We start from the raw sequence: 13,581 nt of genomic DNA, 5'->3' as shown, positions 1-13,581 counted from the left end.
CCGGTTATTGTCCCTTCGGGGCCGCTACATCGCTGCGCAGAACTTCGGCCATGCCCCCATTCTTCATCAGCGAGACGACCAGCGAGCGCGAATGGTCGGCGTTCACGTGATAGCTCCAGGTCAAAGTGCCGTCCTTCGAACGCCCCTTGCCATCCATGCCCGGCGCCGCCTTGGCCGAATCCCGCTCGACCAGCAGCTCATCGCCGGGCGAGGCGCCGTTCCCGCCCCGCGCGCAGTCCGCCACGGAGGCAGACAGCATCTCCGGCTCCTGCATCGGCTGGGCGAGCGTATCGCCCTGGTCGAGCACCCAGCGAAAATCGCCCTTCTTGCGCTGCTGCCAGATCGTGGTGAAATAGCCGACCGAACCGTCTGCCTGCTGCCAGGCACCCCTGGTCACGCCCATCGTACCATCGCAGCTCATCCAGACCTGGTGAGCCTGCCACTGCACGGCGGCGGCCGGTTCCTTTCGGCCGCTCAGCCATTCTTTGGCGCGAACCGGCTGCGGCACGAACATCACTGCCGCGTCATCCGCGAATTCGTCGAAGGCCTTCCACTGGCCTTTCTCGCGCGCCATGCGCGCGAAGGCGATCTCGGACGCGATCAGTGCGCTGGGATTGGCGGTGCCTACGCCGGGTGCGCGCGGCGGGCGCCGCTCGGCCACGGCGGGAGCGGCGATCAGCAGAAGCGTCGCGACCCCGCCAAGGGCGCCGAGCAGCGCGCGGTTCAAAGCACGCTCTCGTCCAGCGACAGACCCGCATTGCGATGCGCGGCGACGATCGTGTTGCGCAGCAGGACGGCGATGGTCATGGGGCCGACCCCGCCCGGAACCGGGGTGATAGCGCCCGCAACTTGCGCGGCCGAGGCGAAGTCCACGTCGCCCACCAGCTTGCTCTTGCCCTCTTCGGCCGCCGGCACGCGATTGATGCCCACGTCGATCACGGTTGCGCCGGGCTTGAGCCAGTCGCCCTTCACCATCTCGGGGCGGCCGACGGCCGCAATCACGATATCGGCGCCGCGCACGACTTCGGGCAGGTCCCTGGTGCGGCTGTGCGCCACGGTGACGGTGCAGCTTTCCGCGATGAGGAGCTGCGCCATCGGCTTGCCGACGATGTTCGAACGGCCGATCACCACCGCGTTCAGCCCGGAAAGCGAGCCCAGCCGGTCCTTGAGCAACATCACGCAGCCCAGCGGCGTGCACGGCACGAAGCCCGGCAGCCCGGTGGCGAGGCGCCCGACGTTGACGACATGGAAGCCGTCAACGTCCTTGTCGGGGTTGATCGTGGCGATGACCTTCTGCTCGTTCATATGCGAAGGCAGGGGAAGCTGGACGAGAATGCCGTCCACGGCGGGATCGGCATTGAGCTGCTCGACAACCGCCAGCAGATCTTCCTCGGACGTGTCGGCGGGCAGCTTGTGCTCGAAGCTCTCCATGCCGCAGGCCACGGTCTGCTTGCCCTTGTTGCGGACATAGACCTGGCTTGCCGGGTCTTCGCCCACCAGCACGACCGCGAGGCCTGCCTTGCGGGCGGCCTGCCGTTCGAATGCCGCGGCGGCAACCGCGATGCGGCTGCGCAGGCCCTCGGCAAACGCCTTGCCGTCGATGATCTGGTTCTCGGTGGTCATGTCAGTAGGCCATCGGCTGGAGGATCATGATGAGCACGTTCAGGCCGATGATCAGCACCATCGGCGAGAAGTCGATCCCGCCCGTATTGGGCATGATCCGCCGGATCGGGCTGAGGATCGGATCGAGCAACGCATTGAGCGCCCGCCAGATCGCCTCGACGAACCGGTTATGCAGGTTCACCACGTTGAAGGAGATCAGCAGACCCAGCACGAACTGGACAAGCACCAGCGTGGTAAGGATCTGTACGAGATAGATAAGGGCGTTGATCACACCGCCGAGCATGGGCGTGGGGCCTTTCTGAGGAATGAAGCGCCCGCCTGATAGCCGAGGCAGGGCAGGCGGGGCAAGCGCGGCCCGCTTTCGAGCAACGCGCGGTTACACACCGTGCGCTCTCAGGTCGTGAGCTGCCTTATTGAGGCAGCGTGGAGGTCCGCTCGATCCGCCAGTTGAGCTGCTGCTGGCTGGCGCCCGGCACATCGTTGACGCGCCGCAGGACAATGGTGCCCCGGCGTGACGGACGGCCATCGGCAAAGTCGATCACCAGCGGGGCCTCGTAATAGAGCGAACCGGCCGCATTGGCCAAGTCGCCCTTGCCGACCGCGATCTTTGGACCGGCATCGCCGCCGAATTCCCTCGCCAGTCGCTCCGAGGTCATCTGCGCGTCCAGGGTCCAGGCCTTCACAGCCTCGTCCCATGCACCCATGCGCAGCGCGTTGGTGTAGTAACGCAGCAGGCGTTCCGGATCGCGCCGTTCGGTGAGCGCGCCCTGATCGAGCGGGCTGGCGACACCGGCACCTGCACTGGCAGCGCCCGTGGCTTCCGCCGAAGGTCCGTCAGTCGTGACGGCTGCCTCGCTCGCTTCCATCGTCGCGCCATTGCCGGGCTCGGCTGCAGGCTCCTTGTTGCACGCGGCAAGCAGGAGCGTGATGGCCGAAACGGCACTGGCGAGAACGAGGGTATTACGCATGTGGGTCGAATTGCCTTTCAGCAGGAAAGTTCCCCCGGGCAGTTCGGCTTAGCCGGCGCGGATCAGCGTGCCGGCACCTTCCTGCGTGAATATTTCCAGCAACATGGCATGGGAAACCCGCCCGTCAAGCACCACTGCGGCTTCGCAGCCTGCTTCTACCGCGTGAATGCAGGTTTCGAGCTTGGGGATCATGCCGCCCGAAATCGTGCCATCCTGCTGGAGCTTCACGATGTCGGAAGGGGTGAGGTCCGTCAGCAGTTCGCCCTGCTTGTCCAGCACGCCGCGCACGTCGGTCAGCAGGAACAGGCGCGAGGCACCCAGCGCGGCGGCAACGGCGCCGGCCATGGTGTCTGCGTTGATATTGTAGGTCTGCCCGTCCTCTCCCGGTGCGATCGGCGCGATCACCGGGATCATGCCCGCAGACGAGATCGTCTCGATCACGCCGATATCGATCGTCGCAGGCTCGCCCACGAAGCCGAGGTCGACGACGCGCTCGATATTGCTGTCCGGGTCCTTGGCGGTGCGCTGCACCTTGGCGGCGGTGACGAGACCGCCGTCCTTGCCGGAAATCCCCATGGCCTTGCCGCCCGCCTGCGCGATCCAGCCGACGATTTCCTTGTTGATGACGCCCGACAGCACCATCTCGGCGACTTGCGCGGTCTGCTTGTCGGTTACGCGCAGCCCGTCGATGAAGCGCGATTCGACGCCCATGGTCTTGAGCATGGCGCCGATCTGCGGACCGCCGCCATGGACGACCACCGGATTGATGCCCACGGCCTTGAGCAGGACCACGTCTTCCGCGAAATCTCGCGCCAGTTCGGGATCGCCCATCGCGTGGCCGCCGTATTTTACGACGAACGTGCGACCGGCATAACGCTGCAGGTAGGGCAGCGCATCGACGAGCGTCTCGGCCTTCGAGAGCATGGCGGGATCGTGCGGAATCGGCATGGGCGCGCTTTAGACCCCTTGCGCAGAATTAAAACCCAGTTTTCGGCCCCTGACGGCCGAATATTTCATTCGCCGTCCAGTTTGCGACCGAGCTTCACGAAAAGCCAGATGAACGGCGGCACCATGATCGTGGAAAGCAGCAGCTTAGAGATGATCTGGCCCTCCATGATGCCCCAGAGCGGCAGCACACCGGCAAACGAGATCGTGATGAAGATCAGCGTGTCCACCACTTGCGAAAGCAGGCTGGCGATCCATGCGCGCAGCAGCAGCATTCCGCCCTCGCGCCCGGCGGCAAGCCGCGAGAACACGGTGACGTTGAGCGTCTGCGACACGCCATAGGAGACAAGACCGGCGAACTGCATCCGCGCGCCCTGACCGAGGAGGCGGGCGAAGGCCTCCTGATCCTGCCAGAACGGCGCCGGCGGCACGGCGTGGATCACCAGTGTCAGCAGGCTCATCGAAACGATGAGCGGGATGAAGCCGAAGCGCACCAGCCGGTTGGCCACGGCGGTTCCGTGCAGTTCGGCCACCGCGCTCGACAGGACGACGAGCAGCAGGAAAGCGAAGATTCCCGACTCGACGGCAAGATTGCCGACGACGGGCCACTCGCCCAGCGAGGCGATCTTGATGCCCAGCACGCCCGCCAGCACGACCAGCCCGCCATAGAGCGTCGAGAACACGAACATCGAGCGGGGAATGGCGACGGCGCGGGATTGCGCGCTTGCAGGGGCTTGCGGTTCCATGACGATGCTCTAACGGGCGCGAAACAATTGCACTAGCCGTCACGAATGCGCGCCTCTAGGTTTGCGCACAGATTCAGCACGTTTTTCGGAGAAATGGGGACGATGCACGTCGCCTACAGCCTGCTCGGCATCGTCCTCATCATGGCTGCCGCCTTTCTTCTGTCCACCAATCGCCGCGCGATCCGCCTGCGCGTGGTGGGAGCGGCATTCGCGCTGCAGGCCGGTCTGGCTGCGCTCGTGCTCTATGTGCCTTTCGGAAAAGACCTGCTCGGCGGGGCCGCTTCGGGCGTCGAAAGCCTGCTCGGTTATGCCCATGCCGGTGTCGATTTCCTGTTCGGCCCCCTCGCCAGCCCGGAAATCGGCGGACACAGCTTCGCGATCTCGGCCCTGCCGGTCATCATCTTCTTCGCCTCGCTGATCTCGATCCTCTATTACCTGAAGATCATGCCGCTGGTGGTCCGCTGGATCGGCGGCGGGCTGGAAAAGCTCACGGGGATCAGCAAGGTCGAAAGCCTTTGCGCCGCCTCGAACATCTTCGTCGGCCAGAGCGAGGCACCGCTGGTGATCCGCCCCTACCTCGCCTCGCTCAACCCCTCGCAGCTGTTCTGCGTGATGAGCGTGGGCCTTGCCGGCGTGGCAGGCACGATCCTGGCCGCCTATGCCTCGATGGGCATCCGCATCGACTATCTCGTCGCCGCTGCCTTCATGTCGGCGCCGGGGGGCATCTTCATGGCCAAGATGATCATGCCCGACCCGCGCCCCGCCCCGGTCGACCCCGCGTCCGGCGAAGTTGAAGTCCACGAGGGCACGCTGCCGCCCGCCGGCGCCGCCGCCGCCGCGCTCAACCGCGCCGACGTGACTCACCTGCCGGGCGTCCACGTCGACGAACCCGAAGCGGTCGAGCATGACGAGGAAAAGCCCGCCAACATCATCATGGCCGCCTCGCAGGGCGCGCAGACCGGCGTGAAGCTGGCCGTGGCCGTCGGCGCCATGGTGCTGGCCTTCGTCGCCCTGATCGCGCTCGCCAACGGCATCGTCGGCTGGATCGGCGCGCTGTTCGGTTTCTCCGGCGTGACCTTCCAGGGCCTGCTAGGCTACCTCTTCGCGCCGATCTTCTACCTGCTCGCCACGCCCGACTGGCATGAGGCGATGCAGGCCGGCAGCCTGTTCGGCAGCAAGATCGTCCTCAACGAATTCGTCGCCTTCATCGACCTCGGACAGATGTCGGCGCTCAGCCCGCGCACCGTGGCCGTCGTCACTTTCGCGCTCTGCGGCTTCGCCAACTTCTCCTCGATCGCCATCCAGATGGCGGTGACCGGCGGACTCGCCCCCAACCAGCGCCCGATCATCGCCCGCCTCGGCGTGCGCGCGCTCTGCGCGGGCAGCCTGTCAAACCTGATGAGCGCCGCGCTGGCCGGCCTGTTCCTCGGGCTGGGCTGATCTACTTCCCGAGCCCCGGCTGCACGTCCCGTCCTTCCCAGGCGGCGTAGCGCGCGGCCAGGGGGTCGGCTTCGATCCGGTCGGCCAGATCGTAGACCCGCAGTTTCCGGCTCGCGCGGTCATAGCGCGGCCAGATGTCGCCCGGATCGCCATGGCGCACGAAATGGGCGACATGCGCGCGCATCCGGCGGCCCAGTTCCGCCCGGCGCCCGGCATCCGGCCCGCCGCGGGCAAGCGCCATCTTGAAGCCCTTGAACGGCCAGAACACCGTCAGGTCCAATCCGTGCGTGGCCCCGGCAATCGGGTGCGCATAGTCGAAACGATAGAACCAGGTCGGCTGGGCGGCGGAATGGCGCTCGGCGAAATGCCGCGTCGGCATGATGAAAGTCAGGTCCGATCCCAGCGCGATCCGCCCCTTGCGGTTGCGCGGATAGGCCGCAAGCACGCGGGCGGCATGGGCCTCGCCCAGCTGCTCGCGCAGCAGGGCTTCGAGATCGGGCCACTTCGACGGCAGGATATTGCCGGGCATGAGGTCGAACAGGCGAATCTCGTCCCGCGCGGCGCCCGCAAGCAGCGGCACCGGCGCGGTGGGGGCCGACAGGGTCTCCTCGAAGGAGGCCGGCAGCACGTCGCCGTCGTACCAGGGCGCCGCCGGAATGGCATTGCTGAGTTGCCCGCTCACGGCAGCCTGCGCGCCGATCAGTTCCGCAAGGTCCATCGTCCGCAAACGTTCGAGGCTCGACTGGTCCAGCCCGAGAACTGCCGCGAAACGCTGCGCGTCGCGGATCGAACGCGCGCGATCGTGAATGAGGCTCACCGCACCGGATTGCATCACCGCGCCGTGGAACAGCCCCCTCGCCCGCGGTGAGACCATCAGCAGCGAGACCGACATCGACCCCGCCGATTGTCCGCAGATCGTAACCCGCCCCGGATCGCCCCCGAACGCCGCAATATTGTCCCGCACCCATTCGAGCGCCGCGATCTGGTCACGCAGGCCGAGGTTCGACGGAATGGCCGGAAGCCCGAGGGCATCGCCGAAGTTGACGAAACCGAGCACCCCTACGCGGTAATTGATGGTGACGACGACGATGTCACCCTCCTGCGCGAGCCGGGAGGCATCGTAGGCATTCGAGCCCCCCGCCATGAACGCTCCGCCGTGGATCCACACCATGACGGGCTTCGGCCCGGCCGCGCCGCCATCGGGACGGTAGACGTTGAGGTGGAGGCAATCCTCGCCGTAGTCCGGGCCTTCCAGCACATCGCGGCGCACCTTGCCGCCGTACTGCTGCGGGCATTGCCGCCCGAAGCGGTTGGCCGGATGCGCGCCGGACCAGGGCGCGACCGCCTCCGGCACGCCGAAACGCTCCGCGCGGGCGTAAGGTATGCCGAGAAATCGCGTGAATCCCGCCCCTTCGAGGCCGGAAACCCGCCCCGCGCGCGTCTGGACGATCGTTTCCGTCATCGCTTGCGTCCTCTCCCCCGTTTTGCCGCAGCCTAGCTTCCCGGCGGAGCAGCGCCAGCGCAATTGCAGCCATCCGGCAATCATCGCCCGGGTGTGGGCCCGCGAACCTTTCCCGCGCCGCTGAAATCCCTCCGGAAACGCCCGAGAATCCAATGCTTGCGCCAAAGTCGCAAAGCGGGCAGCATCAAGGACCTGGGGTACATCATGGAGAGAAAGCCATGGACGACCTGAACCGCTCGACTACGAATTCGGGATTCGAGTTCAATCAACCGACGATAATCAGCCTGCTTTATCTCGCGTCCTGCGTTACCGGGATTACCGCCATCGTCGGCGTGGTGCTCGCCTACGTCTGGCGGGGAGAGCCCAAGGCGGACTGGGAACAGTCCCACTACCAGTACCTCATCAACACCTTCTGGCTGGGCCTTGCGGGAAGCATCCTGGGCATATTGCTGATGATCGTGCTGATCGGCGTGTTCGTGCTGGCGGCCGTTGGCATATTGGTGATCGTGCGCTGCGTGATGAGCCTGCTCAATGCCCAGAAGCATGCGCCGATGCCCAATCCCGGCAGCTGGCTGGTCTGAAGGCACGGGAATTCGGGATCGGGAGCGGAAGCGCCCGGTAACCGGATCATAAGAACATGGCGTCAGACCACAGTTCCAGGGAATCGGATGGCCGGGGGGCCTTGCCTGTGAATACGCTCAGAATACGCGCCCATCAGCGCTATGCCGTGCGCCGGAGGGCATCGATCCTGCGCGACGGAAATCTTGTCGGCACGGGGCTGCTGGTGGAAGTGTCGCAGCAGGGTTGCCGGCTAGGCTGCGTCATGCCCGTCGATCTCGTTCCTGCCGACATCGCCAATGGCGACCTGCTGGTCGTGGCAGCGGATGGGGCCGAGCCGCTCGACGCCTGCGTGCGCTGGACCGGCAACGGCACGCTCGGCTTCCGGCTCCTGCAAGCACTCCACCACCACGAGCTGGACTTGCTGATCCGCACTTGCCGGGGCGAATTCGACACGCCAGAGGCACGCGACTACGGAACCTGAGGACAGCTCTCCATAATGCCAAGATCATATCGTCGGCGGGGCCGCTGGAGCCTGACGCCGATCGGCTTCGTGCTCCCGCTCGCGGCTCTCGCGGGTCTCTACTACTGGCACGGCCATCGTTCGGCAGCCCCCGGCCTTGGCGAGACACCCTTCTCCACCGCTGCCGATACCGAAACGGCGCAGTTCGCGCGCTGCTCGGGGCCCGTTCGCCGGACCTGCGTGGTCGACGGGGACACCTTCTGGTACGAAGGCGAGAAGATCCGCATCGCCGACATCAATACGCCGGAGACCAGCAAGCCGGAGTGCGCAGAGGAAGCCCGGCTTGGCGCCATGGCGACCAAACGCCTCACCGCACTGCTCAACGAAGGGCCGTTCTCGCTCCAGCCTGGCGGCGACGGTCGCGACAAGGATCGCTACGGCCGGGCCCTGCGCGTGGTGACGCGGCAGGGCCGCAGCCTGGGCGCCGCGCTGGTGGAAGAGGGGCTGGCGGAACAGTGGCAGGGCTATCGCCGGGACTGGTGCTGACGCGGGTTCCACAAACCGATCCCGCATGAAAAAGGGCTCCCGGACACAGCGTCCGGGAGCCCTTTTTTCCGTTACCCTGGCAAAAGTCGCCGCGCGATTACTCGGCAGCCTCGGTCGCGCCGAACATGTCGGGCTCGGAACCGTCCTCGACCAGGACTTCGTCGTTGGCCTTCACGTTGCGGCGCGAATCGAAGTTCGACCACACATCGTTCCAGTTCCCGCGCGTCGCACCCTTCGAATACTCGGTCGAACGGGTCTCGAAGAAGTTCGCGTGTTCCACGCCGTTGAGCAGCGGCTGCAGCCACGGCAGGGGGTGATCCTCGATCAGGTAGATCGGGTTGAGGCCGAGCTGGCCCATGCGCCAGTCAGCGATGTAGCGGATGTACTTCTTGATGTCCTTGGCGGTCATGCCGGGAACAGGGCCCATCTCGAAGGCGAGGTCGATGAAGGCGTCTTCCAGGCGGACCGTGGTCTGGCACTGGTCGGCAATGTCGTCCTTCACGGCCTTGCTGAGGCAATCGCGCTCCTTCACGAAGGCGTGGAACAGGCGGGTGATGCCCTCGCAGTGCAGCGATTCGTCACGCACGGACCACGAGACGATCTGCCCCATGCCCTTCATCTTGTTGAAGCGCGGGAAGTTCATCAGCATCGCGAAGCTCGCGAAAAGCTGAACGCCCTCGGTGAAGCCGCCGAACATGGCCAGCGTGCGCGCGATGTCCTCGTCATTGTCGACGCCGAACTTCTGGAGGTAGTCGTGCTTGGCCTTCAGCTCCTCGTATTCAAGGAACATGCCGTATTCGCTCTCTGGCATGCCGATGGTGTCGAGCAGGTGCGAATAGGCGGCGATGTGCACCGTCTCCATGTTGGAGAAGGCGGTGAGCATCATCTTGATCTCGGTCGGCTTGAAGACCCGCGCATACTTCTCGTGGTAGCAGTCCTGCACTTCCACGTCGGCCTGGGTGAAGAAGCGGAAGATCTGCGTGAGCAGGTTGCGCTCATGCTCGGAGATGTTCTGCGCCCAGTCACGGCAGTCCTCGCCCAGCGGCACTTCCTCGGGCAGCCAGTGGATCTGCTGCTGCGTCTTCCAGAAGTCGTAGGCCCAAGGATATTCGAAGGGCTTGTAGGTCTTGCGGGCTTCGAGAAGGGACATGGGCGGACAACTCCGGGTGTTCGATTCAAATGGCGCGCCGGGCGATTCGCAGAGCCGAAGCGCGGCTCTCCGCGCCTTTCCCGACGCATGATCTCTGGGGCGCGGGGCAAGCCCCGGTGCCGACACCAGCCACGATACTCAAATTTGATCGTTTTTGGAGCGGGTTTGGTAAAACTTCCCACAGCTTAAACAGGCATATCTAGCGCCTTCGTCATTATGGGAACGCTAGGGCTTGTAGGCCACCCCTTTCGCGGCGAATCGTGGAACCGGGCCGGTTTGCCGGGTATTCTTCCTCTACCAAGGCCAGTTCAGGCCCCTGACGGAGGACTTGCGATGCCCCCTTCCCCATCCCCTTTCGACCCTGTCCAGACCGCCTGGTCCACCGAATCGGGCATCGTGCGCAAAGGCATGACGGTGATCGACGCCGACGGCACAGTGCTCGGCACGGTCGACCATGTGGACGGCGAGGAAGTCATTCTCGAAGGCGAGGGTTCGTCCTTCGTCGCGACGACCCAGATCGACGGCGTAGACGGCGAGAGGATACTGCTCTCCCCACGCGGAGACGAAACTTTCGGCCTCGGCGCCCAGCCCTGAGCAAGCGCGGATCGCCTCTTTCCATGAAGCGTGGCGGCCATGGGACCAATGCCGGAACGAAGATCACGCACCTCCGTTTAGTCATCATCAAGTCCTGAACGACACTGGAGGAATCCCTATGTTCGAGAAACTTCGCGTCCGTGAACACATGGAAGTCACTGATTACAATGGCACCCATGTCGGTACTATCGATTCGGTGAAGGACGACCAGATCAAGCTTACGCGTTCGGACAGTTCCGATGGCGCGCACCATTTCATTGCTTTTGACAATGTCGATCGCATCGAAGACAATCGCGTATACCTGAAGCAAGGCACCCCGATTCCCATGGGCGCCGGCGCCAACTGACACCCCCTGCAGGGCCATCGCCCGCAAGCGATGACCCGTCAGGAACCGGCCCCAACAGTGGGCGATTCGCACAGGGATCGCCCCAATGCAGAACCCCGGCTCCTTTGCGGGAGGCCGGGGTTCTCGCATCTGGCGGGTCGCCATTCGCTCAGGCGATGGGCTGGCGAGATATGATACACCAAGGCTAGTAAATCTTCCCAAGCCCCTGCCGGGCTGATAGCGCTGTTTCACAACGAGAAGACAGTACGGGGAAGGAAGCCGTGATCGCACGCCCATGCTCAGCCGCCTTGCGGCTATTCCTCGCGGCATTCTCGCCGCTCGTGGTCACCGCTTGCGACAAGCCCGCCCAGCCGATCGAACAGGCCATGGTCGCCGATCCCGACGAATGGCCCAGTTGGGGCCGCACCGGCACCGAAACGCACTATTCCCCGCTCGACGAGATAGACACCGGCAACGTCGGCAAACTCAAGCTCGCCTGGCATTTCGACCTTGAGCCCGGCTACACCGCCAGCACCCCGCTCATGGCGGAGGGCAAGGTCTTCCTCACCACCGGCCACTCGCACATCCGCGCGCTGGATGCCGTCACCGGACGGCAGATCTGGGAATATGACGGCGGCACCCGCGAACGCGCGACCTCGGCGCTCCAGATGTCGTGGGGCAACAAGGGCATCGCCTACGATGCCGGACACGTCTTCCTCGTCACTACCGACGGCTACGTGATATCGCTCGATGCGAAGACCGGCAGGGAAGCCTGGAAGACCTACGACTATCCGGACGCAGCCCCGCGCAATTCGAATGGCGCGCCCCGTGTCTTCGGCGGCAAGGTGATCGTCGGTTTCGGCGGGGCGGACATCAGCCCGGCGCGCGGCTTCGTCACCGCCTATGACGAAAAGACCGGCAAGCTCGCCTGGCGCTTCTATACCACCCCCGGCGATCCGGCCTCACCCGGCAACGAGAAAGCCGAGGCCATCATGCGCAAGACATGGCCCAGCGGCTGGACCAACCCCGACGGCACGCGCCGGGGCGGCGGCGGCACGGCATGGAACGCGTTCAGCTACGATCCGGAACTCAATCTCGTCTATCTCGGCATCGGCAACGGATTCCCCTACAATCAGGCCAGGCGCAGCCCCGGCGGGGGCGACAACCTGTTCCTCTCCTCGATCGTCGCGGTGGACGTGAACACCGGTGCCTACAAGTGGCACTATCAGATGTGCCCGGCCGAGCAGTGGGACTGTACCGCCACCACCGACATGACGCTCGCCACGCTCAAGATCGACGGCAAGGACCGCAAGGTCCTGATGCAGGCGCCCAAGAACGGGTTCTTCTACGTGATCGACCGGGCGACCGGCGCCTTCATCTCCGCGGAAAAGATCGCCAAGGTCACCTGGGCCGATCATATCGACGGCAAGACCGGTCGTCCGGTCGAGAATCCCGGAATTCGCTATGCCGGGAAACCCGGCTTGTTCGAAGTCTGGCCGGGGCCGACCGGCGCCCACTCGTGGATGCCGCAGGCCTACAGCCCGCTGACCGGCCTCGTCTACATCCCGGTCATCGAACAAGGCGCCCTCATCGGCGACGGCCAGAAGGGCGGCGGCGAGATCACGGCCGGAATGGGCGTCACGCTGATCCCCGAGGTCGAACTGCCCGGCAGCCACAGGAGCTTCCTCAAGGCCTGGAACCCGGTCACGCAGTCGGTCGCCTGGGAAGTCGAACTGCCCGGCAACTGGCCCGGCGGCGTCATGGCCAGCGCTGGCGGCCTGGTGTTCCAGGGCCAGATCGACGGCAAGTTCGTGGCTCGCGATGCGCAGACCGGCAAGGCTCTCTGGTCGTTCAAGACCGAAAGCCCGATCGTCGGCGCTCCGATAACCTACCGGATGAACGGGCGCCAATATGTCACCGTCATCACCGGAAGCGGTGGTAACGGTGCCGGAATCAACTCGCCCGGCAACGCCGCCTTCCGCACCGACTACCGCCTGCCGCGCCGGGTACTGACTTTCGCGTTGGACGGAAAAGACACCATTCCCCCGTTCCAGCTTCCCGAACTCGCCGCCCCGGCCGACCCGGACTTCAAGCCCGATCTCGCCCGGGCCCAGGCCGGCGCGATGCTCTTTGGAACCCGCGCCTGCCTCGTCTGCCACGGCTGGAACGCGATCGGCGGCGGCGCCGCACCAGACCTGCGCTATTCGCCGATGATCACCGACGCCGCCACGTTCCGGCAGGTGGTGAAGGGCGGCGCACTGAAGATGAACGGCATGCCGCCCTTCCCCGACTTTACTGACGAGGAACTGGAAACCCTGCGCTTCTACCTCCGCGCCCGGGCACAAGCCGCCCCGGCCGAGCAGAAGGCGCTCCTGGACAAAGCCAGGGCCGCACAGGCCAGCAACGCCAAACCGCAGGACTTCGTGGGTAAATGGAACATCGTGATCCAGACCCCGGTCGGTCCCCAGAAGGCCGTGATGAACCTCCAGGTCGCAGGCAACGTGGTGACCGGAAAGGTGACCGCAGAACAAGGCACGGTGGACGTCGCGGGCGGCGTGAAGAATGGCCGTGCGAAATTCCAGGGCAAGGCCTCGATGCCGATGCCCATCACCATTAGCTACGACATCACCGTTCGCGACGGCAAGATGAGCGGCGAGAATGCAAACGGCCCCTTCGGCAGCTTCCCGCTGACCGGCACTCGCCCCTGACCGCCCATTCGAAGCATAGCCGGCGTATCTTCGATTGGCTGAAGACTGATAGT

Annotated in this window: 15 protein-coding genes; 7 read left to right on the top strand and 8 right to left on the bottom strand. The window is 65.1% G+C overall.

Features of this window, described 5'->3' with window-relative positions; translation table 11 throughout:
* Positions 1-4: 4 nt before the first annotated feature.
* The 6 genes from ACXJ16_RS15230 to ACXJ16_RS15205 all read right to left on the bottom strand — a co-directional run bounded on the left by ACXJ16_RS15230 (position 5) and on the right by ACXJ16_RS15205 (position 4,282).
* Positions 5-727 carry a hypothetical protein gene (locus tag ACXJ16_RS15230; RefSeq protein WP_324696926.1) on the bottom strand — a complete coding sequence of 241 codons (723 nt, stop codon included), beginning with the start codon at positions 725-727 and terminating at the stop codon, positions 5-7.
* Positions 724-1,623 (bottom strand): bifunctional methylenetetrahydrofolate dehydrogenase/methenyltetrahydrofolate cyclohydrolase FolD, encoded by a 900-nt coding sequence (gene folD, locus ACXJ16_RS15225; RefSeq protein WP_324696927.1) that lies wholly within the window; start codon positions 1,621-1,623, stop codon positions 724-726. The genes ACXJ16_RS15230 and folD overlap by 4 nt, the downstream gene beginning before the upstream one ends.
* A gap of 1 nt (position 1,624) precedes the next feature.
* Positions 1,625-1,906, bottom strand: coding sequence for a YggT family protein (locus ACXJ16_RS15220; RefSeq protein ID WP_054439534.1), 282 nt, complete (start codon positions 1,904-1,906; stop codon positions 1,625-1,627).
* A 127-nt stretch (positions 1,907-2,033) separates the two neighbouring features.
* Positions 2,034-2,591 (bottom strand): hypothetical protein, encoded by a 558-nt coding sequence (locus ACXJ16_RS15215; protein WP_185998633.1) that lies wholly within the window; start codon positions 2,589-2,591, stop codon positions 2,034-2,036.
* A 48-nt stretch (positions 2,592-2,639) separates the two neighbouring features.
* Complete coding sequence (gene argB, locus ACXJ16_RS15210; RefSeq protein WP_054439530.1) at positions 2,640-3,539, bottom strand: acetylglutamate kinase; 900 nt, start codon at positions 3,537-3,539, stop codon at positions 2,640-2,642.
* Between the two features lie 65 nt (positions 3,540-3,604).
* Positions 3,605-4,282 carry a queuosine precursor transporter gene (locus ACXJ16_RS15205; protein WP_054439528.1) on the bottom strand — a complete coding sequence of 226 codons (678 nt, stop codon included), beginning with the start codon at positions 4,280-4,282 and terminating at the stop codon, positions 3,605-3,607.
* 102 nt (positions 4,283-4,384) lie between these two features.
* Between ACXJ16_RS15205 and ACXJ16_RS15200 the strand changes: the two genes are divergently transcribed.
* Positions 4,385-5,722 carry a NupC/NupG family nucleoside CNT transporter gene (locus ACXJ16_RS15200; RefSeq protein WP_054439526.1) on the top strand — a complete coding sequence of 446 codons (1,338 nt, stop codon included), beginning with the start codon at positions 4,385-4,387 and terminating at the stop codon, positions 5,720-5,722.
* Between the two features lies 1 nt (position 5,723).
* On the opposite strand, the gene ACXJ16_RS15195 is transcribed toward ACXJ16_RS15200, so the two are convergent.
* Entirely contained in the window at positions 5,724-7,184 is a 1,461-nt protein-coding gene (locus ACXJ16_RS15195; RefSeq protein ID WP_185998632.1) for a carboxylesterase/lipase family protein, read from the bottom strand.
* A 218-nt stretch (positions 7,185-7,402) separates the two neighbouring features.
* Between ACXJ16_RS15195 and ACXJ16_RS15190 the strand changes: the two genes are divergently transcribed.
* The 3 genes from ACXJ16_RS15190 to ACXJ16_RS15180 all read left to right on the top strand — a co-directional run bounded on the left by ACXJ16_RS15190 (position 7,403) and on the right by ACXJ16_RS15180 (position 8,751).
* On the top strand, positions 7,403-7,765 hold the full coding sequence (locus tag ACXJ16_RS15190) for a DUF4870 family protein (RefSeq protein WP_054439523.1): 363 nt from the start codon (positions 7,403-7,405) through the stop codon (positions 7,763-7,765).
* 107 nt (positions 7,766-7,872) lie between these two features.
* Positions 7,873-8,226, top strand: coding sequence for a PilZ domain-containing protein (locus tag ACXJ16_RS15185; RefSeq protein ID WP_054439521.1), 354 nt, complete (start codon positions 7,873-7,875; stop codon positions 8,224-8,226).
* Positions 8,227-8,241: 15 nt separating this feature from the next.
* Entirely contained in the window at positions 8,242-8,751 is a 510-nt protein-coding gene (locus ACXJ16_RS15180; RefSeq protein ID WP_463920897.1) for a thermonuclease family protein, read from the top strand.
* Between the two features lie 97 nt (positions 8,752-8,848).
* On the opposite strand, the gene ACXJ16_RS15175 is transcribed toward ACXJ16_RS15180, so the two are convergent.
* Entirely contained in the window at positions 8,849-9,901 is a 1,053-nt protein-coding gene (locus ACXJ16_RS15175) for a ribonucleotide-diphosphate reductase subunit beta (RefSeq protein WP_054439516.1), read from the bottom strand.
* A gap of 333 nt (positions 9,902-10,234) precedes the next feature.
* Here ACXJ16_RS15175 and ACXJ16_RS15170 point away from each other — a divergent pair, with 333 nt between their 5' ends.
* The 3 genes from ACXJ16_RS15170 to ACXJ16_RS15160 all read left to right on the top strand — a co-directional run bounded on the left by ACXJ16_RS15170 (position 10,235) and on the right by ACXJ16_RS15160 (position 13,528).
* Positions 10,235-10,495 (top strand): DUF2171 domain-containing protein, encoded by a 261-nt coding sequence (locus ACXJ16_RS15170; RefSeq protein WP_185998630.1) that lies wholly within the window; start codon positions 10,235-10,237, stop codon positions 10,493-10,495.
* A 118-nt stretch (positions 10,496-10,613) separates the two neighbouring features.
* Positions 10,614-10,841, top strand: a complete 228-nt coding sequence (locus ACXJ16_RS15165; RefSeq protein ID WP_054439513.1) for a DUF2171 domain-containing protein — start codon at positions 10,614-10,616, stop codon at positions 10,839-10,841.
* A gap of 260 nt (positions 10,842-11,101) precedes the next feature.
* Positions 11,102-13,528: a PQQ-dependent dehydrogenase, methanol/ethanol family gene (locus ACXJ16_RS15160; protein ID WP_463920896.1), complete on the top strand. Its 2,427-nt coding sequence runs from the start codon at positions 11,102-11,104 to the stop codon at positions 13,526-13,528.
* The last annotated feature ends 53 nt before the right edge of the window (positions 13,529-13,581 follow it).

The sequence above is a fragment of the Novosphingobium sp. TK71 genome, from assembly GCF_055361505.1.
This window is presented reverse-complemented; position numbering and strand designations above follow the sequence as displayed.